This is a genomic window from Streptomyces sp. NPDC037083, assembly GCF_055606485.1.
This window is the reverse complement of sequence record NZ_JBVJSQ010000017.1, coordinates 194,434-217,216: the sequence shown is the minus strand read 5'-3', so window position 1 is coordinate 217,216 and position 22,783 is coordinate 194,434. Positions and strand designations below refer to the sequence as shown.

13 protein-coding genes and 1 pseudogene are annotated in these 22,783 nt (G+C 70.6%); 9 read left to right on the top strand and 5 right to left on the bottom strand.

Going from position 1 to position 22,783, the window contains the following annotated elements:
* The first annotated feature begins 1 nt into the window (after position 1).
* From mtrB to ACZ7DE_RS36170, 5 genes and pseudogenes are all read left to right on the top strand, one after another.
* The gene (gene mtrB, locus ACZ7DE_RS36190) at positions 2-2,269 is read left to right on the top strand and encodes an MtrAB system histidine kinase MtrB (RefSeq protein ID WP_470768641.1); all 2,268 of its coding nucleotides are present in this window, start codon (positions 2-4) and stop codon (positions 2,267-2,269) included.
* Entirely contained in the window at positions 2,259-4,094 is a 1,836-nt protein-coding gene (locus tag ACZ7DE_RS36185) for an LpqB family beta-propeller domain-containing protein (RefSeq protein WP_470768640.1), read from the top strand. Before mtrB ends, ACZ7DE_RS36185 begins: the two co-directional genes overlap by 11 nt.
* A 351-nt stretch (positions 4,095-4,445) precedes the next feature.
* Positions 4,446-5,127: pseudogene (locus ACZ7DE_RS36180) on the top strand (ComF family protein); the annotation flags it as partial.
* An 863-nt stretch (positions 5,128-5,990) separates the two neighbouring features.
* Positions 5,991-6,683 carry a ribosome hibernation-promoting factor, HPF/YfiA family gene (gene hpf / locus ACZ7DE_RS36175; RefSeq protein WP_470768639.1) on the top strand — a complete coding sequence of 231 codons (693 nt, stop codon included), beginning with the start codon at positions 5,991-5,993 and terminating at the stop codon, positions 6,681-6,683.
* Positions 6,684-6,888: 205 nt separating this feature from the next.
* A complete protein-coding gene (locus ACZ7DE_RS36170; RefSeq protein ID WP_470768638.1) occupies positions 6,889-7,635 on the top strand; it encodes a response regulator in 747 nt (248 codons plus the stop codon).
* A 16-nt stretch (positions 7,636-7,651) separates the two neighbouring features.
* On the opposite strand, the gene ACZ7DE_RS36165 is transcribed toward ACZ7DE_RS36170, so the two are convergent.
* Positions 7,652-8,824, bottom strand: a complete 1,173-nt coding sequence (locus tag ACZ7DE_RS36165; RefSeq protein WP_470768637.1) for a winged helix-turn-helix domain-containing protein — start codon at positions 8,822-8,824, stop codon at positions 7,652-7,654.
* A 164-nt stretch (positions 8,825-8,988) separates the two neighbouring features.
* Positions 8,989-9,585, bottom strand: a complete 597-nt coding sequence (locus tag ACZ7DE_RS36160) for a GNAT family N-acetyltransferase (RefSeq protein ID WP_470768636.1) — start codon at positions 9,583-9,585, stop codon at positions 8,989-8,991.
* Positions 9,586-9,866: 281 nt separating this feature from the next.
* Here ACZ7DE_RS36160 and secA point away from each other — a divergent pair, with 281 nt between their 5' ends.
* Positions 9,867-12,713: a preprotein translocase subunit SecA gene (gene secA, locus ACZ7DE_RS36155; protein WP_470768635.1), complete on the top strand. Its 2,847-nt coding sequence runs from the start codon at positions 9,867-9,869 to the stop codon at positions 12,711-12,713.
* 376 nt (positions 12,714-13,089) lie between these two features.
* On the opposite strand, the gene ACZ7DE_RS36150 is transcribed toward secA, so the two are convergent.
* Positions 13,090-13,659 carry an Rv3235 family protein gene (locus ACZ7DE_RS36150; protein WP_470768634.1) on the bottom strand — a complete coding sequence of 190 codons (570 nt, stop codon included), beginning with the start codon at positions 13,657-13,659 and terminating at the stop codon, positions 13,090-13,092.
* A gap of 347 nt (positions 13,660-14,006) precedes the next feature.
* Between ACZ7DE_RS36150 and ACZ7DE_RS36145 the strand changes: the two genes are divergently transcribed.
* Together ACZ7DE_RS36145 and ACZ7DE_RS36140 are read left to right on the top strand one after the other, a co-directional pair.
* Entirely contained in the window at positions 14,007-14,522 is a 516-nt protein-coding gene (locus ACZ7DE_RS36145; protein WP_470768633.1) for a DUF6912 family protein, read from the top strand.
* Between the two features lie 84 nt (positions 14,523-14,606).
* Complete coding sequence (locus ACZ7DE_RS36140) at positions 14,607-15,278, top strand: HAD family hydrolase (RefSeq protein WP_470768632.1); 672 nt, start codon at positions 14,607-14,609, stop codon at positions 15,276-15,278.
* A gap of 177 nt (positions 15,279-15,455) precedes the next feature.
* Here ACZ7DE_RS36140 and ACZ7DE_RS36135 read toward each other — a convergent pair whose 3' ends face one another.
* Positions 15,456-16,022 carry a DJ-1/PfpI family protein gene (locus ACZ7DE_RS36135; RefSeq protein WP_470768631.1) on the bottom strand — a complete coding sequence of 189 codons (567 nt, stop codon included), beginning with the start codon at positions 16,020-16,022 and terminating at the stop codon, positions 15,456-15,458.
* A gap of 852 nt (positions 16,023-16,874) precedes the next feature.
* Here ACZ7DE_RS36135 and ACZ7DE_RS36130 point away from each other — a divergent pair.
* Positions 16,875-21,821: an NAD-glutamate dehydrogenase gene (locus ACZ7DE_RS36130; RefSeq protein ID WP_470768630.1), complete on the top strand. Its 4,947-nt coding sequence runs from the start codon at positions 16,875-16,877 to the stop codon at positions 21,819-21,821.
* Positions 21,822-21,951: 130 nt separating this feature from the next.
* Here the strand turns inward: ACZ7DE_RS36130 and ACZ7DE_RS36125 are convergent, their stop codons facing one another.
* Positions 21,952-22,782, bottom strand: coding sequence for an ABC transporter ATP-binding protein (locus ACZ7DE_RS36125; RefSeq protein ID WP_470768661.1), 831 nt, complete (start codon positions 22,780-22,782; stop codon positions 21,952-21,954).
* Position 22,783 lies beyond the last annotated feature (1 nt).

The window sequence follows — 22,783 nt, the reverse complement described above, 5'->3', positions numbered from 1 at the left end:
CATGTCCGGGGACAGCGCCGCTTCGGCTCCCGGCCGGTCCGGGGCCCGACCGGAGCGGCCTGTCGGCCGTGACACGCCGGGTTCACGCTTCGCCCGCCTCCTGCAGGGCGGACTGCTGCAGGGCGGGGTGCAGGGCAGCCCCGTCCTGCGACTGCTGCTGCGCTGGGTGCGCAGGCCGCTGCTGCCCGTCATGCGGCTGTGGCGGCGCAACATCCAGCTCAAGGTCGTCGTCACGACGCTGCTGATGTCGCTCGGCGTCGTCCTGCTGCTGGGCTTCGTCGTCATCGGTCAGGTGCGCAACGGGCTGCTGGACGCCAAGGTCAAGGCGTCCCAGAGCCAGGCCACCGGCGGGTTCGCCGTGGCCAAGCAGAAGGCCGACGAGGCCGCCAGTGCCGTCGCCGACGAGGGCGCCCCGGCCGACGGCCGAGGCTCGCAGAACGTCATCGAATGGATGAGCGAGCTCGTGCTGTCGCTGTCCAGCGGCGGACAGGGCGCCTTCGACGTCGTCACCCTGCCCCCCGGCGACGACAGCGGCGGCGGCCGCGGGCCGCGTGCCTCCGGCTTCGTCGACCCCAACAAGAGCGTCCCGGTAAACCTGCGCGAGAGGGTCAACAGCAGCACCGGCGCGGTGCAGAGCTACTCCCGCATCAAGTACCTCAGCGACAAGGACTCCCAGCCCGCCCTGGTCATCGGCAAGCAGGTCAACGACCCCAACGGCGAGGCTTACGAGCTGTACTACCTCTTCCCCCTCACTCAGGAGGAGAAGTCGCTCAGCCTGGTCAAGGGGACGCTCGCGACCGCCGGACTCTTCGTCGTCGTACTCCTCGGGGCCATCGCCTGGCTCGTCGTGCGGCAGGTCGTCACGCCCGTGCGGATGGCCGCCGGGATCGCCGAGCGACTCTCCGCCGGACGCCTGCAGGAGCGGATGAAGGTCACCGGCGAGGACGACATCGCACGCCTCGGCGAGGCCTTCAACAAGATGGCGCAGAACCTTCAGCTGAAGATCCAGCAGCTCGAGGACCTGTCCCGGATGCAGCGGCGATTCGTGTCCGACGTCTCGCACGAACTGCGCACCCCGCTGACGACCGTACGCATGGCCGCCGACGTCATCCACGACGCCCGCGTCGATTTCGACCCCGTCACCGCGCGGTCCGCGGAACTGCTCGCCGACCAGCTCGACCGGTTCGAGACGCTGCTCGCCGACCTGCTGGAGATCAGCCGCTTCGACGCCGGCGCCGCCGCCCTGGAAGCCGAGCCGATCGACCTCAGGGAGGTCGTGCGGCGCGTCGTCAGCGGGGCCGCGCCGCTCGCCGAACGCAAGGGGACCACCGTCCGCGTCATCGGCGACCAGCAGCCCGTCGTCGCCGAGGCCGACGCCCGGCGCGTGGAACGGGTGCTGCGCAACCTGGTCGTCAACGCCGTCGAGCACGGCGAGGGCAAGGACGTCATCGTCAAGCTGGCCGCCGCGGGCGGGGCCGTCGCGATCGCCGTCCGCGACTACGGCGTCGGGCTCAAGCCCGGCGAGGCCACCCGCGTCTTCAGCCGCTTCTGGCGCGCCGACCCGGCACGCGCGCGTACCACCGGCGGCACCGGCCTGGGCCTGTCCATCGCCCTGGAGGACGCGCGACTGCACGGCGGATGGCTGCAGGCCTGGGGAGAGCCCGGCGGCGGCTCGCAGTTCCGGCTGACGCTGCCCAGGACCGCCGACGAGCCGCTGCGGGGCTCGCCGATACCACTGGAACCCAAGGACTCCCGCCGCAACCGGGGGGAGCGCGACGACGCGGGCCTGCCGCGCGGCGGAGGCGAGAAGAGCGCGACCGTCCCGGTGCAGCCCGCCACGGAACAGCTGTCGGCCTCCCGGACCCCGCTCCGCATGGCCACGTCGACCCCGACGGCCGACCCGACGGCGCTGCCCGGCAACGGCGCGCGCGTGGTGTCCCGGCCCACGCCCGGCACGAGCGGCGCACGGGGACAGGACGAGCCGCCCGCCGCCGCGACGCCGCCGGAAAGCGGGAACCCGGACCGGACGGACGGGACGGACACGCTGAGCCCGGGCGCTCCGGGCGCTCCGGGCGCTCCGGGCGACAGGGGCGACAGGGGCGACACGGGTGGTGCGGCGGGCGGTCCGGGTGACGGTTCGGCGGACGATGCGGGCGGTGCTGACGACGTCGTCGACGGCGCCGACACGGTGTCGAGGGGGAATCCGCACCGGCCGCGTGCCGGGGCGGAGGGCGCGGACGAACAAGGGGAGGCATTTCGTGGGCGCTGAGCAGCGCGAGGGGGGACGCCGGCGCATGCCGGGGCGCGCGGTGGCGTACGCCGCCTGCGGTGTCGTCCTGCTGGCCGGGTGCGCCTCCATGCCCGACAGCGGAGATCTGCGGGACGTCGAATCAACCCCGCGCCAGGACACCCAGGTCCGGGTGTTCGCGATGCCGCCCCGGGACGACGCGCCGCCCTCCGAGATCGTCCAGGGCTTCCTGGAAGCCCTCACCAGCGACGACCCCGGCTACTCGACGGCACGGCAGTACCTGACCGACAGAGCCGCCCGCAAATGGGAGCCCGAAAGGTCCACGACGGTCCTGGCGGACGGGCCGGCGACCGAGGTGTACCCGGTCGGGAGCAGAGAGGACGGCGACGACTTCTCGATCGTCCTGACCGGCACCCGGGTCGCCACCGTCGACGCCCAGCAGTCGTACGCGCCCGCCTCGGGCGCCTACGGCCAGACGGTCCACCTCATCCGCGACAAGAAGACCGGGCAGTGGCGCATCGACGCCCCCCCCGCGGGCGTCGTCATGGGCAAGTCGGACTTCCAGCGCAACTACGTGTCCGTCAACAAGTACTACTTCGCCTCCAACACCAATGCCGACAGCGCCGGGCAGCCCGTGGCCGTCGCCGACCCCGTCTACGTGCGCGAGCGGGTCGACCCCATGACGCAGATGGTGCGCTCCGTGCTCACCGGACCCACCAGCTGGCTCCGCCCCGTCGTCAGATCCAGCTTCCCCACGGGCACCGCCCTGCCCAAGGGCATCACCTCGCTGGCACCCGACGACCAGAACAAGCTCACCGTGCCGCTGAACGACAAGGCGGCCCACATCGGCCAGGGCAAGTGCGACGAGATGGCGGCCCAGCTGCTGTTCTCCCTGCAGAGCCTGACCCCCACCGTCGACGAGATCGCGCTGCGCGCGGGCGGCGCCCAGCTGTGCTCCCTCACCAAGGACCGGGCCCCGGCCGTCGCCGCACGCGGCTCGGACACCACCCCCGACCACCTGTACTTCATCGACGGACGGCACCGCCTCGTACGGATGACGAGCGGCAGCGCCAACACCAAGGCAGACGCCGTCCCCGGAGCGCTCGGCGACGGCACCAAGGCGCTGCGCTCGGTGGCCGTGGCCCGCGACGAGCACAGCGCGGCCGGCGTCGCCCTGGACGGCAAGACGCTCTACGTCACCTCCACCGTCTCCGGCAGCTCCCTCGGCGACCCCGTCCTGGAGAGCAAGGGCAAGACGGAGGCCGACCGGCTCACCACCCCCAGCTGGGACGCCCACGGCAACCTCTGGATCGCCGACCGCGACCCCGCCGACCCCCGGCTGCTGTTGCTGGAGAACGGCGGCGGCGAGCCCCTGAAGGTGCTCACTCCGGGCCTGGACGGCCGCATCAACGCGGTGCGCGTGGCCGCGGACGGCGTGCGCATCGCGCTGGTCGTGGACAAGGGCGGCAAGCAGTCCCTGTTCATCGGACGGATCGAACGAGGCGTGGGCAACGGGACGCGGCCCGCCATGTCGGTCCAGGAACTGCGCTCCGCGACACCGGAGTTGGAGAAGGTCACGGCCATGTCGTGGGCCGGGGACAGCCGGCTCGTGGTGGTCGGGCGCGAGTCAGGCGGCGTGGAGCAGGTGCAGTACGTGCAGTGCGACGGCTCGTTCCCCGAGGCGGGAACGCTTCCGGGCCTCGCGGAGGTCAGCAGCATCGCCGCCTCCGAGGACAGCGACATTCCCTTGTTCGCGACCTCCAAGGAGGGGTTGCTGTGGCTGCCCGGCGGGAGCGGGTGGCGGACGCTGAAGGAGACCGCCTCGGTCGCGTTTTACCCGGGGTGAACATTTCTTGACCCGTTACGGAGGTTCCACGCCGGGCGCCGCGCACGGCGTGGGACTTAGGGGCGGGGTTGGTTTGGCGCGGTGGCGGAAGTGCTGGAGGGCGTTCGCGTTTTTCGGCCGGCAGCGCCGCCCCGCCCAATTGCCGGTCCGACCATTGTCTGTCCGACCGGCTTCGGCCGCCGCTCGGCGCTGCGTTCCAGCTGCGTTCCCCTGACTTCCCGCTGACTTCCCGCTGACTTCTCGCTGACTTCTCGCAGTCTGCACGCCGCCTTCCCGTGAGTTTTCCACAGGACGTCGGAGGGTTTTCCACAGGGCTGGTGAGCGTCTTCCGACACTGGCACAGTGATCGACGTGGAAGGCGTTCGCAGGTGGTGGCAGGAACTCGCCGGCTTGGTGCTGCCCGCCGAGTGCGCGGGCTGCGGAAGCGCACGCACGGTGCTCTGCCCGCAGTGCCGTACGGCGCTCGACGGAGGCGCGCCGTTCCGGGTCCGGCCCGTGCTGGAGCCGCCTGGTCTGCCCGCCGTGCACGCGGCAGCCCGGTACGCGGACGAGGTACGGGCCGTGCTGCTGGCCCACAAGGAACGCGGCGCGCTGGCCCTGTCCCGACCGCTGGGGGCTGCGCTGGCGGGGGCTGTGCTGGTGGGGGCGCGGGAGGCGGGGGTGGGGAGGGAGGGGGAGGGGGAGGGGCCCCCACCCCCCGGCAACCTGCTTCTCGTCCCCATCCCCTCCGCCCGCGCCGCGATCCGGGCCCGTGGCCATGACCCGGCGCGGCGGATCGCCCTGGCGGCGGCCGGGGAACTGCGGCGGGCCGGCGTACCGGCTCGGGTGGCCGCGGTACTGCGGCAGCGGCGTCCTGTGGCCGACCAGGCGGGGCTCGACGCGCGTGGGCGGCTGGACAACCTGGTGGGCGCGTTGGCGGTCGTGCCCGGCGGTGAGCGAGTGCTGTGCGGTGCTCCAGTGGTGCTCGTCGACGACCTGGTCACGACGGGTGCTTCGCTGACGGAGGCGGCGCGAGCGGTACGGGCGGCCACGGGCGCGGGAGGGGCGGGAGGAAGGGCCCGAGGGGAACCCGTGGCGCGAATGGAGCAAGGGGAGCCGACGGCGCGAATGGAGCAAGGGGCCCCCGCGGGCCCGGCTGGCCAGAACAAACAAGCCGAACGAGCTGAACGAGCCGAACGGGCCGCACAAGCCGCAGGGGCCGCACGGGCCGGACGAGTCGCTCGGGCCGAACACGCCGATCGGGCCGGACGGCCCGGTCGGGTCGGGCAGGCCGAACGGGCCGTGCCAGCCGGGGCCGGGTCGGCTGAGCCGGCGGAAGCGGTGGCGGGGCGGATGGGCCGCGGCGGCGCGGGCAACGGGGTGGGCGGCGGGGAGGCGGAGGGTGAGATGTGTAGTGGTGGTGAGGGGGCCGTGTACGGGGATCTCACTCGGGAAGACAGAAGAGGGAGACCGTCGGGAGTGAGAGGGGGAGACGTGGGCGGAGTCTCGGGGTCGCCGTCGGATGCGGGCGGCGCCGGTGAGGTGCTGTGCGCGGCCGTGGTCGCGGCGCCGCCGGACTCTTTCGAAATAAACCGGAACTGATGGAGAACTTGCGTCGTTGCAGGTAATGAGAGAGTCAATTCACCTGAACGGAGGTACGCCGCAGTAGAGGGTGACGACATCCGTCCGGGCGAGATATGTTCGGTTGTGAGGGAAAGCCGCAGGCCACACCTCTCATATCCGAATGCCGTGCTGCGGTTTCCGGTAATCGTCTGCAGCACCTGGGGTGTAGATCTCGCCCATGGGGGAGGAGGAGGTGGAAGTCACCAAGTCCGAGGTTCCGGTGCTCGCCGGAGCTTGGTGCAAAAGGGAGATGCTCCGCCGGCGAAGCGGAGTGATCCGGGAACGGAGTTCTGCGTGGACATCGTCGTCAAGGGCCGCAAGACCGAGGTGCCCGAGCGGTTCCGCAAGCACGTGGCCGAGAAGCTGAACCTGGAGAAGATCCAGAAGCTCGACGGCAAGGTGATCAGCCTCGACGTCGAGGTGTCCAAGGAGCCCAACCCCCGACAAGCCGACCGGTGCGACCGAGTGGAGATCACGCTCCGCTCCCGTGGCCCCGTCATCCGGGCGGAAGCGGCGGCCAGCGACGCGTACGCGGCACTCGACCTCGCGGCGGAGAAGCTGGATGCCCAGCTGCGCAAGCAGCACGACAAGCGTTACACGCGCCGCGGCGCGCGCAGGCTCTCCGCGGCAGAGGTTCCCGACCACGTCCCGGGTGTGGCGACGCTCAACGGCAACGGCCACCCCGTCCCGGCCGACGAGGCGAAGAGCGTGCCGACGAAGAAGATCGGCTCGCTCGAGGTGCAGGGCGATGGTCCCCTCGTGGTCCGCGAGAAGACGCACGTGGCCGCTCCGATGACGCTCGACCAGGCCCTCTACGAGATGGAACTGGTCGGACACGACTTCTACCTGTTCGTCGACTCCGAGACGAAGCAGCCCAGCGTCGTCTACCGGCGGCACGCCTACGACTACGGCGTGATCTATCTCGACAGCGACCCGATGGTGGCGCAGGCGCACTCACCCGAGGCGGGTGGTGCGCTGGGCGGCTGACCCCTTCCGGTGACAGCTGAGCGGTGTGCCCCTGGGAGCGCGTGTGCGCCCCCAGGGGCATCCGTGTGCGACCCCTTCGGGCATCGCTCTGTCACCGCGTTGTCGTCCGGGCATGGAATCATGGCAGGGCGGCTCAATCGGTGGGCCGTTGCCTTGCGTTGGCGATGGCTCTCGACCACGGCCACAGCCTTCAGGGGGAGGAACGATGGCGGACAGCTTCGGACCGATGCGGGACGAGGACGCCGACGACGGCGTCGTCGGCATGGGCCCGGACGGGGGAACCTCACGCAAGGAGCCGATCAGAGTCCTTGTCGTGGACGACCACGCCCTGTTCCGTCGCGGACTGGAGATCGTGCTCGCGGCCGAGGAGGACATCCAGGTCGTCGGTGAGGCGGGTGACGGCGCCGAGGCCGTGGACAAGGCCGCCGACCTGCTGCCGGACATCGTGCTGATGGACGTGCGCATGCCCAAGCGCGGCGGCATCGAGGCGTGCACCTCCATCAAGGAGGTGGCCCCCAGCGCGAAGATCATCATGTTGACGATCAGCGACGAGGAGGCCGACCTCTACGAGGCGATCAAGGCGGGCGCGACCGGTTACCTCCTCAAGGAGATCTCCACGGACGAGGTCGCCACCGCGATCCGCGCGGTCGCCGACGGTCAGTCGCAGATCAGCCCCTCCATGGCGTCGAAGCTGCTCACCGAGTTCAAGTCGATGATCCAGCGGACCGACGAGCGCAGGCTCGTGCCCGCGCCGCGGCTGACGGACCGGGAGCTGGAGGTGCTCAAGCTGGTCGCCACCGGGATGAACAACCGTGACATCGCCAAGGAGTTGTTCATCTCCGAGAACACCGTGAAGAACCATGTCCGCAACATCCTGGAGAAGCTTCAGCTGCACTCCAGGATGGAGGCCGTGGTGTACGCGATGCGGGAGAAGATTCTCGAGATCCGCTGACCTCGAGTCCGGGCGGTCAGACGAGGGCGCGGGAGAGCTCTGCGATGAGCGGCTCGCGCAGGTCCGGGGCGTCCACGCGTTCCACGCGTACGTTCGTGCAGTCCACCCAGGTCGCCGCTTCGAGCAGGGCCTGCGCCACGGCCGGGACCGCCTTGGGGCCGTCCAGGGTGACCTGCCTGGCGACCAGGGTGCGGCCCTCACGGGCCGGGTCGACGCGCCCGACGAGCCGGCCGCCGGCCAGGACCGGCATCGCGAAGTAGCCGTACACCCGCTTGGGCTTGGGGACGTAGGCCTCCAGGCGGTGGGTGAAGCCGAAGATCCGCTCGGTGCGCGCCCGTTCCCAGATCAGGGAGTCGAACGGCGACAGGAGCGTGGTGCGGTGGCGGCCGCGCGGGGGCGTCGCCAGGGCTGCCGGGTCGGCCCAGGCGGGCTTGCCCCAGCCTTCGACCGTGACCGGGACCAGCCCCGAGTCGGCGATCACCGCGTCGACCTGTTCGCCCTTGAGACGGTGGTAGTCGGCGATGTCCGCGCGCGTGCCGACGCCGAGGGACTGACCGGCCAGGCGGACGAGGCGGCGCACGCACTCGGCGTCGTCCAGCTCGTCGTGCAGCAGGGCGGCGGGTACGGCGCGTTCGGCGAGGTCGTACACCCGCTTCCAGCCGCGGCGTTCGACGCAGACCACCTCGCCGTACATCAGCGCGCGTTCCACGGCGACCTTGGTGCCGGACCAGTCCCACCACTCGCTGGTCTTCTTCGCGCCGCCCAAGTCGGTGGCCGTGAGCGGACCTTCGGCGCGGAGCTGCTTGACGACCTGGTCGTAGGTGCCCTCCGGGAGGGCGTGGTTCCAGTGCGGGCGGTTGCGGTAGGCGCGGCGCCGGAAGGCGAAGTGGGGCCACTCCTCGATGGGGAGGATGCAGGCGGCGTGCGACCAGTACTCGAAGGCGTGGGTGTCCCGCCAGTAGGCGTTCTCGACCGTCTTGCGGCCCACGGCTCCCAGGCGGGCGTAGGGGATCAGCTCGTGGGAGCGGGCCAGGACCGAGATGGTGTCGAGTTGGACCGCGCCGAGGCTGCGGAGGACGCCGCGGACGCCGGCCTTGCGGTCGGGCGTGCCGAGGAAGCCTTGTGCCCGTAGGGCGATGCGGCGGGCTTCGTCTGCGGAGAGCTCGGTGGCGGGGCGCGGGGTCGTCATGACTCGCACGATAGGGGGTGGGTCTGACAGTGGAAGGTGAGCTGGGTTCTCGTGCGGTGGCGGCCGGGCCCTGTCGGGGTTGCAAGCGGTCGGGGACGCGGGCAGCCGGGGCTGCAGGCGGTCGGGAGACGGGCGGTGGCCGGGGGCTGCGGCGGCGGTCGGTGTCAGCTTTCGAGCCGGGCGGCACGCGGTGGTGCGGGGAGGTAGGGCGCCGTGGACGGCAGTTCCAGGTCCGACGGGAGGAGGGCGGCCAGCCAGCAGTCTCGTCGCACGCCCTTGTTGTTGATGGCGGAGCGCAGGGTGCCCTCCAGGGTGAAGCCGGCGCTCTCCGCGACCGCTCGGGAGGCGGTGTTGCCGACTTCGGCCCGCCATTCCACGCGGTCCACGGCTAGGTCGGTGAAGGCCCAGCGGGAGGCGGTGCGGGTGGCCTCGGTGATGTAGCCGCGGCCCCGGTGTTCCTTGGCCGCCCAGAAGCCGATCTCGGCCGTGCCCACGGCGCGCATGGTGAGGCTGATGACGCCGGTGAGGGCCCCGTCGGGGAGGAAGACGCCGAAGGTGAACATCGAGCCGGTGGCCCAGCCCTCCGGGGCGAGCATCTCGACGAAGCTGCGGGCGTGCTCGGGGAGGTAGGGGGAGGGGATCGTGGTCCAGCGCTGGATGTCGGGGTCCTGGGCCGCGGTGTACACGGCGTCGGTGTCCCGCGGGTCGAGGGGGCGCAGGATCAGGCGGGCGCTGGTGAGGGTGACGGGCTGCTGCTCCATCGGCCGATTCTGCTCGGGGTGCGTCGAGGACGCCATTGTTTTGCCGTGCGTGAGCGTGTGATCACAATTCGCGCAATTCGTCTGGCGGACGCGGCACCATCGGCGGCGTCCGGCCGTTGTCCCTTTTGAAGAAGATTTGTGCGGCAGGTGCGCAGCAGTGTGCGGTCCTCATCACGGCAGGCCTCCCGGCGTGGTGGGGTCCTCGCATACGATGGCCGTTGCTCAGCAAGTCCAATGGAAACCGACCGTCCCAGGCCCGACCGGCAAGGAGACCAACCCCCGTGTCCGTCCTCTCGAAGATCATGCGTGCAGGCGAAGGCAAGATCCTGCGCAAGCTGCACCGCATCGCGGACCAGGTCAACTCCATCGAAGAGGACTTCGTCGACCTCTCCGACGCCGAGCTGCGGGCCCTCACCGATGAGTACAAGCAGCGGTACGCCGATGGTGAGAGCCTGGATGATCTGCTTCCCGAGGCCTTCGCCACCGTACGCGAGGCCGCCAAGCGCGTCCTCGGCCAGCGTCACTACGACGTGCAGATCATGGGCGGCGCCGCCCTGCACCTGGGCTATGTGGCCGAGATGAAGACCGGCGAGGGCAAGACGCTCGTCGGCACGCTGCCCGCCTATCTGAACGCGCTGTCCGGCAAGGGCGTCCACCTGATCACGGTGAACGACTACCTGGCCGAGCGCGACTCCGAGATGATGGGCCGCGTTCACAAGTTCCTGGGTCTGAACGTCGGCTGCATCCTGGCCAACATGACGCCGGCCCAGCGTCGCGAGCAGTACGCGGCCGACATCACCTACGGCACGAACAACGAGTTCGGCTTCGACTACCTGCGCGACAACATGGCGTGGGCGCAGGACGAGCTGGTCCAGCGCGGCCACAACTTCGCCATCGTCGACGAGGTCGACTCCATCCTGGTCGACGAGGCCCGTACGCCGCTGATCATCTCGGGTCCGGCCGACCAGGCCACCAAGTGGTACGGCGACTTCGCCAAGCTGGTGACGCGCCTGAAGAAGGGCGAGGCCGGCAACCCGCTCAAGGGCATCGAGGAGACCGGCGACTACGAGGTCGACGAGAAGAAGCGCACGGTCGCCATTCACGAGGCGGGTGTCAGCAAGGTCGAGGACTGGCTGGGCATCGACAACCTCTACGAGTCGGTGAACACCCCTCTGGTGGGCTACCTGAACAACGCCATCAAGGCGAAGGAACTCTTCAAGAAGGACAAGGACTACGTCGTCATGGACGGCGAAGTCATGATCGTCGACGAGCACACCGGCCGTATCCTCGCCGGCCGCCGCTACAACGAGGGCATGCACCAGGCGATCGAGGCGAAGGAAGGGGTGGACATCAAGGACGAGAACCAGACGCTCGCCACGATCACCCTCCAGAACTTCTTCCGCCTCTACAAGCGCCACGACCACGAGGGCAAGGAGCAGCCCGGTCTGTCCGGCATGACCGGTACGGCGATGACCGAGGCCGCCGAGTTCCACCAGATCTACAAGCTCGGCGTGGTGCCGATCCCGACGAACCGGCCGATGGTCCGCAAGGACCAGTCGGACCTGATCTACCGCACCGAGGTCGCGAAGTTCGAGGCGGTCGTCGACGACATCGCCGAGAAGCACGAGAAGGGCCAGCCGATCCTCGTCGGCACGACGTCGGTCGAGAAGTCCGAGTACCTGTCGCAGCAACTGTCCAAGCGCGGTATCCAGCACGAGGTGTTGAACGCCAAGCACCACGAGCGTGAGGCGTCGATCGTGGCCCAGGCGGGCCGCAAGGGCGCGGTGACCGTCGCCACCAACATGGCCGGTCGCGGTACGGACATCAAGCTCGGCGGCAACCCGGACGACCTCGCCGAGGCGGAGCTGCGCCAGCGGGGTCTGGACCCGGAGGAGCACATCGAGGAGTGGGCGCAGGCCCTGCCTGCCGCCCTGGAGAGGGCCGAGCAGGCGGTCAAGGCCGAGTTCGAAGAGGTCAAGGAGCTCGGCGGTCTCTACGTCCTCGGTACCGAGCGGCACGAGTCCCGTCGTATCGACAACCAGCTGCGCGGTCGTTCCGGCCGTCAGGGCGACCCGGGCGAGTCCCGTTTCTACCTGTCGCTGGGCGACGACCTGATGCGGCTGTTCAAGGCGCAGATGGTCGAGCGCGTGATGTCGATGGCGAACGTGCCGGACGACGTGCCGATCGAGAACAAGATGGTCACGCGCGCGATCGCGTCCGCGCAGTCGCAGGTCGAGCAGCAGAACTTCGAGACGCGTAAGAACGTCCTGAAGTACGACGAGGTCCTCAACCGCCAGCGTGAGGTCATCTACGGCGAGCGGCGTCGTGTTCTGGAGGGTGAGGACCTGCAGGAGCAGATCCACCACTTCATGGACGACACGATCGACGCGTACGTCGGCGCGGAGACCGCCGAGGGCTTCCCGGAGGACTGGGACCTGGACCGTCTGTGGGGCGCTTTCAAGCAGCTCTACCCGGTGAAGGTCACCGTGGAGGAGCTGGAGGAGGCGGCCGGCGACCGGGCCGGTCTGACGGCCGAGTTCATCTCCGAGTCCATCAAGGACGACATCCGCGAGCAGTACGAGTCGCGAGAGTCGCAGCTCGGCTCCGAGATCATGCGTGAGCTGGAGCGCCGGGTCGTGCTGTCGGTGCTGGACCGCAAGTGGCGCGAGCACCTCTACGAGATGGACTACCTCCAGGAGGGCATCGGCCTGCGCGCGATGGCGCAGAAGGACCCGCTGGTCGAGTACCAGCGCGAGGGCTTCGACATGTTCTCCGCCATGATGGACGGCATCAAGGAGGAGTCCGTCGGCTACCTGTTCAACCTGGAGGTCCAGGTCGAGCAGCAGGTCGAGGAGGTCCCGGTCGCGGACGCCGCTCCGGTCGACATGGAGAAGCAGGACGTGGTGCCGGCGCAGGCCGGTTCGCGTCCGGAGATCCGTGCGAAGGGGCTGGACGCTCCGCAGCGTCGTCAACTGCACTTCTCGGCACCGACGGTGGACGGCGAGGGCGGCACGATCGAGGGCGACTTCGACAGCGACGACGACGAGCCGGTGCGTTCCGAGGCCGACGGTCTCACGCGCGCGGAGCGCCGCAAGCAGGCGAAGGCCGGGCGGCGTCGCAAGAAGTAGGCCGTAGGCCGTGGAGTGCTCGTCCGACGGCGCTGTCGCCCGACAGCGGCATGTGGTGCGTCGCGGTCGTGACCGGCCACGTGTGTCGCGTGACGCGTGTCGTGTGAAGCGTGACGTCGGCGGTGGTGTGGGACGGGCAGCGGCTTGAGGGGCCGGGTCACCTGTGGGTGGCCCGGCCCTTCGGCGTGTCCGCCCTCGCGTGCCGGTCTTCGGCGTGAGATCCGTTCACGTGCGTGCCGGTCTTCGGCGTGAGGTCCGTGCACGTGCGTGTCGGCACATCACGTGCGTGCCGGTCCTCGGTGTGCGGCCCACCACCTGCGTTCCGGCCCTTCGTGGTGCCTGCTCTCGTGTGCTGGTCTTTCGGCGTGCCGGTCGTTCAGTCGTCGTCGGTGTGGGGGCGGCGGGGGCCGTCGAGTTCCACGGCGGTGCAGCGCCATCGGCGGTCCGTGCCGAGCTCGAGGCGGAAGGCCATCGCGCGAAGGCGGTCGCCGGCACCGATGCGGGCGAAGGCCTCGATGGCGCCGGGGCGCGGGACGTAGTAGCCGATGTCGCGCACGACGGGCAGGGCGCCGTGGGCGGTGCGCAGGGGGCCGCGCTCGGCGAGGTGGGCCAGGTCGTCGTAGGCGCGTCCGAGGGTGTGGCGGAGCATGAAGTGGACGGGGCGCCGGCCGGTCAGGACCGCGAGGAGACGGTCGGCGAAGAGGTCGGTGGGGCGGGGCTGGGAGAGCGGGCCACGGGGCGTCCGGACGGTCGCGGGACGGCCGTCGGCGGGACCGGTGCGGGTGGGGGCGCCGGGTGAACCGGGCGGGCGTCCGCCGTTCGCGGCTGTGCGAGGCGCGGCGCCGTTGGGGGTGCGGGGCGGTGCGCCTGAGGGGCGTCGGGTGTCGCGGCGGCCGGGAGGGCGGGTGCCGGGGTGGTGCTGCGTCCTCGTCATGACCTTGTTCATGGGGTCCCCGTTCGGTGAGCCCGGCTTCTACCGGGCGGTAACTTGCCGTCGTGGATCTTGTACGGGGTCGCGGTCGGCGACGGCAAGCAGCAGGTGCGCCCGAGCCGGGGGCTCGGGAAGTTCACCTATCAGGGTTGGTCCGGGGTGTCGAAAGCCCGGTGTGGCGGGGGCGGGCCGGGTGAGTTCCGGGGCGTGGGGTTGACGTCCGCGGGGGTGTGGGCAGGGACTCGAAAGGGGACGCCCGCACGTATCCTGAAGGCCCTCGGGGTGACGCGGAACCGTCGCGGAACCGCCCTTCTCCGGGGCAGTCGAGTCCGAGCTTGCGACCACGAAATGAGCGGCCAGCCATGCGCGTCTACGTCCCCCTGACCCTCCCCGCTCTCGCCGAGGCGCACAAGACGGGTGAGCTGGGGTCCGGGCCGCTCGTCGCGTACGCCGTCACGCCCGCGCTGCGCGAGTGGTACCTCTCCGACGACATCGAGGAGCTGGAGTACGCGGCGCTCAGCAGGGCCGCGCTCGCCTCCCTGCGGCTGCTGGCGGCGGACCCGGGCGTCGCGCGGCGGCGTGTCGTGGTCGCCGTGGACGTACCCGACCGTGCGGCCGCCGTGGACCCCGACCGCGGGCTCGACCCGGCGGCGCTGGGCGAGGTGCGGGTGGCCGGCGCCGTGCCGTTGGCCAAGGCGGCGGCGGTGCACGTCGACGCCGAGGACGCGGAGGCGGACGTGAGGGCCGCGGCGGAGGCGCTCGGGGCGGCGGACGGCGGGGACGACGACGCGCAGTTCGTCGTGGACGGGGCCGAGGACCACGAACTGCTGTGGTTCGCCACGCAGGAGATCCCGTCCCTGGTGGGGTCGGGGGACTGAGTCCGGCGCGGTCTTCAGGGGCGGAGCCCGGCGGCTTCGCGGCCGTCCACTTGATTGTCGGTGGCGGCGGGTACGTTTGCAGACATGGGGAAGCAGCAAGCGGCGCACATCGTCTGGGACTGGAACGGGACGCTGTTCCACGACAACGACGCGATCATCGGGGCGACGAACGCGGCGTTCGTCGAGCTGGGGCTGGAGCCGATCACGCTGGAGCAGTACCGGTCGCTGTACTGCGTGCCGGTGCCGAAGTTCTACGAGCGGCTGATGGGAAGGCTGCCCACCGATGCCGAGTGGGAGCTCATGGACGACGTCTTCCACCGGTACTACGCCGAGCACCGGGTGCGGTGCGCGCTGACCGAGGGCGCGGTGGAACTGCTCACGGGGTGGCGGTCGGCGGGGCACAGCCAGTCCCTGCTGAGCATGTACGTGCATGACGAACTCGTGCCCCTGGTGCGAGGGTTCGGCATCGAGCCGCACTTCGTCCGGGTGGACGGGCGGACCGGGCCCTCCGGGGGCAGCAAGGCGGAGCACATGGTGCGGCACCTGCGGGAGCTGACCGGGGTCGAGCCGGCCCGCACGGTGGTGATCGGGGACGCCGCGGACGACGCGGTGGCCGCGCTGCACGTGGGGGCGCAGGCCGTGCTGTACACCGGCGGGTCGCACAGCCGGGCCAGCCTGGAGGGTGTCGGGGTGCCGGTGGTGGACACGCTCGGGGAGGCCGTGGAGGTCGCGGGGCGTCTGGCCGCGGCCGCGTAGAGGCCTGCGGCGGCAGCGCCTTGAACCGGCCCTCGCCGTAGCTCTGACCGACCGGCCCTCGCCGTAGCTCTGACCGACCGGCCCTCGCTGCGGCTCCGGGTCAGCCGGCCCTCGCTGCGGCTCCGGGTCAGCCGGCCCCCGCTGCGGCTCTGAGCCGGTTCGGAAAGGCGGAGTGGCTCAGGTCGCCGGCGCTTTGGCGCGCAGCACCGTCAGGAACTCGCGCATCCATGCCGGGTGATCCGGCCAGGCGCGGGAGGAGACCAGCATGCCGTCGACCACTGCCTCGGTGTCCTGGAAGATCGCCCCGGCCGACTGCATGTCGATCTCGAGCGCCGGGTAGGCGGTGACGCGTCGGCCCCGGAGGGCGTCGGCGGCCGCGGTGAGGAGGGGGCCGTGGCAGATCTGGGCGACGGGCTTGTCCGCGTCGAAGAACGACTTGAGGATCTTGCGGAGTTCGGGGTCGTTGCGGAGGTACTCGGGGGCGCGGCCGCCGGGGACGACGACCGCGGCGTACTCGCCGGGGTCGACCTCGGAGAAGGCGAGGTCGGCGGGCCAGGTGTAGCCGGGCTTCTCGGTGTAGGTGTCGAAGCCGGGTTCGAAGTCGTGGACCACGAACCGGAGTGTCTTACGGGTGGGCGCGGCGATGTGGACCTCGTAGCCCTCCTCGCGGAGGCGCTGATAGGGGTAGAGGACTTCCAGGGACTCCGCTGCGTCGCCGGTGACGATGAGGATCTTCGCGGACATGGTGGGCGGCTCCTCTCGGGCGGGCGCTGTCATGGGCAACGTGCCTCTTGGGGGTGCGTTTGCCAAGAGGGGGCGTTCTCAGCGTCCCGCGGGGCTGGTCCGGCGTCGACTTTTCCGGCCTCGGACCTGCTTTCCGGCCTCGGACCTGCTTTTCGGCCTCGGACCCTTTTCGGCCAGGGGCCGGCCGCCGTGTGCCACGCTTTCCCCGGCCGCAGGCCTCCCTTTCCGCCGCGGGCCCGCGCTCGCTCCCTCGTACCTGCCCGTAGCGCCCCCGTCCTGTCGGCCTGCCGTCTTACGCCCGCCCCCGACCCCGACCCGACCCCGACCGCGCCCCGCCCCCCCGTGGCCGTCGCCGGCTCACGCCGTCGGCCCCACCGTCCCCGTTCTCCACTCCCGTCCCGTAGCTGTCGTTCCGTATCCGCAAGCTGTGCAGAACGTCAAAGTTCTGGTCCGTCTTTTGTACACATACGGCTCATGACGGGGCCCCGGTGAGGAGCGATAGCCTTGGTGGCGTGATCAGCGCGATATCTCGCGGGGGCGCTGTTGCCCCCGCCCTGCGCCCGGTGAGTGCGGACCATCTCCGCTACCGGGCGGCGGTCGCTGGTCGGCGCGGGCGGGACGGGGTCGCAAGGGACCCCGGGGCGGCGCGCACACCCCGGACGAAGGCGACGCGGAGAGCAGCGTCACACCCCGGAGTGGTGTCGAGAATGGCTGATAACCCCCCGCTCGTCTCACCTTGCGGCATAGCGTCGGAGCAGTCCGGAGATCCCGGGCCGTGGCGTCGAGTCGCAGGGGAAGAGCCCGCACTTCCTTCTACGTCACGCAACGGCGCGCGACAGGAGTCAGAGGACAATGCAGACCAAGCTGGACGAAGCCAAGGCCGAGCTGCTCGAGAGGGCGGCGCGGGTCGCTGAGAACAGCCCGGTCGGGGGGTACCTACCGACTGGGACGACGGGCGAGGGCACTCCGGGGACCCCGGACCAGGCCGCCCTCCTCGCGTTCCTCCATCGCTACTACCTGCACACCGCCCCGGAGGACCTGACCGACCGCGACCCGGTCGACGTCTTCGGGGCCGCGCTCTCGCACTACCGGCTCGCCGAGAGCCGGCCGCAGGGCACCGCGAACGTGAAGGTCCACACGCCCACCGTCGAGGGGAACGGGTGGACGTGCAGTCACTCCGTCGTCGAGGTGGTCACCGACGACATGCCGTTCCTCGTCGACTCCGTCACCAACGAGCTGACCCGCCAGGGGCGGGGGATCCACGTCGTCATCCATCCGCAGGTCGTCGTGCGGCGCGATGTGGCCGGCAAGCTCATCGAGGTGCTCAGCGTCCCGCCCGTCGCCGGGGACCTTCCGCACGACGGGCACGTCGAGTCCTGGATCCACGTCGAGATCGACCGTGAGACCGACCGGGCCGACCTCAAGCAGATCACCGCCGACCTGCTGCGCGTCCTGTCCGACGTCCGGGAGGCCGTCGAGGACTGGGAGAAGATGCGGGAGACGGCGCTGCGGGTCGCCGACGGGCTTCCGGAGGAGCCCGTCCCCGGCGATCTGGACCGTCCCGAGGTCGGCGAGGCCCGCGAGCTGCTGCGCTGGCTGGCCGCCGACCACTTCACCTTCCTCGGCTACCGGGAGTACCAGCTGCGGGGGGACGACTCCCTCGCCGCCGTTCCCGGCACCGGCCTGGGCATCCTGCGCTCCGACCCGCACCACGCCGACGGCGACGCCCACCCCGTCAGCCCGTCCTTCGAGCGGCTTCCGGCCGACGCCCGTGCCAAGGCGCGCGAGCACAAGCTGCTGGTGCTGACCAAGGCCAACAGCCGGGCCACCGTGCACCGGCCCTCCTACCTCGACTACGTCGGCGTGAAGAAGTTCGACCAGGACGGCAACGTCGTCGGTGAGCGGCGCTTCCTCGGGCTCTTCTCGTCCGCCGCCTACACCGAGTCCGTGGCCCGGGTGCCGGTCGTGCGGCGCAAGGTCGAGGCCGTGCTGCAGGGCGCCGGGTTCTCGCCCAACAGCCACGACGGGCGCGACCTGCTCCAGATCATGGAGACCTACCCGCGCGACGAGCTCTTCCAGACGCCGGTCGACGAACTGCGCTCCATCGTGACCAGCGTGCTGTACCTGCAGGAGCGGCGCAGGCTGCGCCTCTACCTGCGGCAGGACGAGTACGGACGCTACTACTCCGCGCTCGTCTACCTGCCCCGCGACCGCTACACCACCGGCGTGCGGCTGCGGATCATCGACATCCTCAAGGAGGAGCTGGGCGGGACGAGCGTCGACTTCACCGCCTGGAACACCGAGTCGATCCTGTCCCGGCTGCACTTCGTCGTCCGCGTCCCGCAGGGCACCGAGCTGCCGGAGCTGTCCGACTCCGACAAGGAACGCATCGAGGCGCGCCTGGTGGAGGCCGCGCGGTCCTGGGCCGACGCGTTCTCCGAGGCGCTCAACGCCGAACTCGGCGAGGAGCGGGCCGCGGAGCTGTCGCGGCGCTACAACAACGCCTTCCCCGAGGGCTACAAGGCCGACCACACCCCGCGTGCCGCGGTCGCCGACCTGGTCCACCTGGAGCGGCTCACCGAGGAGCGGAACTTCTCGCTCAGCCTGTACGAGCCGGTGGGCGCCGCGCCCGACGAGCGCCGCTTCAAGATCTACCGCAAGGGCGACGCGATCTCCCTGTCGGCGGTGCTGCCGGTGCTGAACCGGCTCGGCGTCGAGGTGATCGACGAGCGGCCCTACGAACTGCGCTGCACGGACCGCAGCCACGCGTGGATCTACGACTTCGGTCTGCGCATCCCCAAGGCGCTGGCCGGTCCCGGCGGCGACTTCCTCGGCGACGACGGGCGCGAGCGGTTCCAGGAGGCGTTCTCCGCGACCTGGACCGGCAAGGCCGAGAACGACGGGTTCAACGCGCTGGTGCTGGGCGCAGGCCTGAACTGGCGGCAGGCCACGGTGCTGCGCGCGTACGCCAAGTACCTGCGCCAGGCCGGGTCCACCTTCAGCCAGGACTACATGGAGGACACGCTCCGCACGAACGTCCACACCACGCGGCTGCTGGTGTCGCTGTTCGAGGCGCGGATGTCGCCCGACCGGCAGCGCGCCGGGCACGAGATCGTCGACGCCCTGCTGGAGGAACTCGACGCCGCGCTCGACCAGGTGGCCTCGCTCGACGAGGACCGGATCCTGCGCTCCTTCCTGACGGTCATCAAGGCGACCCTGCGCACGAACTTCTTCCAGAAGCGGGCGGACGGCGAGCCGCACGACTACGTGTCGATGAAGTTCGACCCGCAGGCCATCCCGGACCTGCCGGCGCCCCGGCCCGCGTTCGAGATCTGGGTGTACTCGCCGCAGGTGGAGGGTGTGCACCTGAGGTTCGGGAAGGTCGCGCGCGGCGGTCTGCGCTGGTCGGACCGGCGTGAGGACTTCCGGACCGAGGTCCTCGGCCTGGTCAAGGCGCAGATGGTGAAGAACACCGTCATCGTGCCCGTCGGCGCCAAGGGCGGCTTCGTCGCCAAGCAGCTGCCCGACCCGGCGGTGGACCGCGACGCATGGCTCGCCGAGGGAATCGCCAGCTACCGGACGTTCATCTCGGCGCTGCTCGACATCACCGACAACATGGTCGGCGGGGAGGTCGTGCCGCCGACCGACGTCGTGCGGCACGACGAGGACGACACCTACCTGGTGGTCGCCGCAGACAAGGGCACGGCGACGTTCTCCGACATCGCCAACGAGGTCGCCCAGTCCTACAACTTCTGGCTCGGGGACGCCTTCGCCTCCGGCGGCTCGGCCGGCTATGACCACAAGGGCATGGGCATCACCGCCCGCGGCGCCTGGGAGTCGGTGAAGCGGCACTTCCGGGAGCTGGGCGTGAACACGCAGGCCGAGGACTTCACGGTCGTCGGCATCGGCGACATGTCCGGTGACGTGTTCGGCAACGGCATGCTGCTCAGCGAGCACATCCGCCTGGTCGCCGCCTTCGACCACCGGCACATCTTCATCGACCCGAACCCGGACGCGGCGACCTCCTACGCCGAGCGCCGCCGCCTGTTCGAGCTGCCCCGCTCCAGCTGGGCCGACTACGACACCGGGCTGCTGTCGTCCGGCGGCGGGATCTTCCCCCGCACCGCCAAGGCGATCCCGGTCAACGCGCACATCCGCGAGGCCCTCGGCATCGAGGCGGGCGTCGCCAAGCTGACCCCGGCCGACCTGATGAAGGCGATCCTGCGGGCGCCGGTGGACCTGCTGTGGAACGGCGGCATCGGCACCTACGTGAAGTCCGGCACGGAGTCGAACGCGGACGTCGGCGACAAGGCCAACGACCCGATCCGGGTGGACGGCGCCGAGCTGCGCGCCAAGGTCGTCGGCGAGGGCGGGAACCTGGGCCTGACTCAGCTCGGCCGGATCGAGTTCGCCCGGCACGGCGGCAAGATCAACACCGATGCCATCGACAACAGCGCCGGCGTGGACACCTCCGACCACGAGGTGAACATCAAGATCCTGCTGAACGGCCTGGTGACCGAGGGCGACATGACGGTCAAGCAGCGCAACAAGGTGCTCGCGGAGATGACCGACGAGGTCGGCGCGCTCGTCCTGCGCAACAACTACGCGCAGAACACGGCGATCGCGAACGCCCTCGCCCAGTCCAAGGACATGCTCCACGCCCAGCAGCGCTTCATGCGCCACCTGGTCCGCGAGGGGCATCTGGACCGCGCCCTGGAGTTCCTGCCCACCGACCGGCAGATCCGTGAGCGTCTCGGCGCCGGCCAGGGCCTGACCAGCCCGGAGACGGCCGTCCTGCTGGCCTACACGAAGATCACGGTGTCGGACGAGCTGCTGCACACCTCACTGCCCGACGACGACTATCTGCGCGGTCTGCTGCACGCGTACTTCCCGACGGCGCTGCGCGAGCGGTTCCCCGAGGCCATCGACAGCCACCCGCTGCGCCGCGAGATCACCACGACCGTGCTGGTCAACGACACGGTCAACACCGGCGGTACGACGTATCTGCACCGGCTGCGCGAGGAGACGGGCGCCTCGCTGGAGGAGATCGTGCGGGCCCAGACCGCGGCCCGGGCGATCTTCCGCGCGGCGCCGGTGTGGGACGCGGTGGAGGCCCTCGACAACAAGGTCGAGGCGGATGTGCAGACCAGGATCCGGCTGCATTCGCGGCGGCTGGTCGAGCGCGGTACGCGGTGGCTGCTGAACAACCGGCCGCAGCCGCTGCAGCTCGCCGAGACGGTCGAGTTCTTCGCCGAGCGCGTCGAGCAGGTCTGGTCGCAGCTGACGAAGCTGATGCGGGGCGCGGACCTGGAGTGGTGGCAGCGGATCTACGACGAGCTGACCGCCGCGGGCGTCCCGGACGAGCCGGCCACCCGGGTGGCCGGGTTCTCCTCGGCGTTCCCGGCGCTGGACATCGTCTCGGTGGCCGACCGCATGGGCAAGGACCCGCTGGACGTCGCCGAGGTCTACTACGACCTCGCCGACCGGCTGCGCATCACGCAGCTGATGGACCGCATCATCGAGCTGCCGCGCGCCGACCGCTGGCAGTCCATGGCTCGCGCGTCCATCCGTGAGGACCTGTACGCGGCGCACGCGGCGCTGACGGCGGACGTCCTGGCGGTCGGCAACGGGGCCTCCACCCCCGAGCAGCGCTTCGGGGCGTGGGAGGAGAAGAACGCGGCGATCCTGAGCCGGGCGCGCACCACGCTGGAGGACATCCAGAACTCGGAGACGTTCGACCTGGCCAACCTGTCGGTGGCCATGCGGACGATGCGCACCCTGCTGCGGACGCACTCGTAGGCGGCCGTCACGCGTAGGCGGCACGACCGCCACCCATGGGCGGCACGACCGCCCTTCGTGGACGGCACCACCACGAGGAGGGCGCCCCCCGAACCTTCGGGGGGCGCCCTCCTCGTGTGCCGTCCGGCGGCTACTTCTTCTTGGCCTTGGGGTCCGAGGTGAAGGCCTCGTACGCCTTGACGACGTCCTCCGCGGGCCCGTCCATGCGCAGCTCGCCGCGTTCCAGCCACAGCGCGCGCTCGCAGGTCTCGAGGATCGAGCTGTTGCTGTGGCTGACGAGGAACACGGTGCCCGCGTGCTCGCGCATCTGACGGATGCGCTCCGCGGAGCGGTTGCGGAACTTGGCGTCGCCGGTGGCCAGGGCCTCGTCGATGAGCAGGACGTCGTGGTCCTTGGCCGCGGCGATGGAGAACCGCAGCCGCGAGCCCATGCCGGACGAGTAGGTGCGCATCGGCAGGGAGATGAAGTCGCCCTTCTCGTTGATGCCGGAGAAGTCGACGATCTCCTGGTAGCGCTCCTTGATCTCCTCGCGCGTCATGCCCATGGCCAGTCCGCCGAGGTAGACGTTGCGCTCGCCGGTCAGGTCGCTCATCAGGGCCGCGTTGACGCCGAGGAGGGAGGGCTGGCCGTCGGTGTAGATCTTGCCGCGCTCCACGGGGAGCAGTCCGGCGATCGCCTTGAGCAGGGTCGACTTGCCGGAGCCGTTGGTGCCGATCAGCCCGATCGCCTCGCCCTTGTAGGCGACGAAGGAGACGTTCCTGACGGCGTGCACGGTGCGCACGCCCGACGCCTTCTCGGCCTGCTTGCGGCGCACGATGCGGTTGAGGGCGGCCGTCGCGCTGCCCCGGCCGCCGACGGTGCCGTTGACGCGGTAGACGATGTCGACGCTGTCGGCGACGACGGTCGGGGACCGCTCGTCGGCGATGTCGAAGGGGGCGGTGCGCGATGCGTTGTCAGCGATG

Excerpts from the sequence above, each read along its gene's own strand:
- ACZ7DE_RS36160 (WP_470768636.1), bottom strand. The coding sequence starts at position 9,585 with ATGGAGCAGCAGCCCGTCACCCTCACCAGCGCCCGCCTGATCCTGCGC.
- mtrB (WP_470768641.1), top strand. The coding sequence starts at position 2 with ATGTCCGGGGACAGCGCCGCTTCGGCTCCCGGCCGGTCCGGGGCCCGA.
- ACZ7DE_RS36130 (WP_470768630.1), top strand. The coding sequence starts at position 16,875 with ATGCAGACCAAGCTGGACGAAGCCAAGGCCGAGCTGCTCGAGAGGGCG.
- ACZ7DE_RS36145 (WP_470768633.1), top strand. The coding sequence starts at position 14,007 with ATGCGCGTCTACGTCCCCCTGACCCTCCCCGCTCTCGCCGAGGCGCAC.
- ACZ7DE_RS36140 (WP_470768632.1), top strand. The coding sequence starts at position 14,607 with ATGGGGAAGCAGCAAGCGGCGCACATCGTCTGGGACTGGAACGGGACG.
- ACZ7DE_RS36135 (WP_470768631.1), bottom strand. The coding sequence starts at position 16,022 with ATGTCCGCGAAGATCCTCATCGTCACCGGCGACGCAGCGGAGTCCCTG.
- ACZ7DE_RS36150 (WP_470768634.1), bottom strand. The coding sequence starts at position 13,659 with ATGAACAAGGTCATGACGAGGACGCAGCACCACCCCGGCACCCGCCCT.
- ACZ7DE_RS36170 (WP_470768638.1), top strand. The coding sequence starts at position 6,889 with ATGGCGGACAGCTTCGGACCGATGCGGGACGAGGACGCCGACGACGGC.
- ACZ7DE_RS36165 (WP_470768637.1), bottom strand. The coding sequence starts at position 8,824 with ATGACGACCCCGCGCCCCGCCACCGAGCTCTCCGCAGACGAAGCCCGC.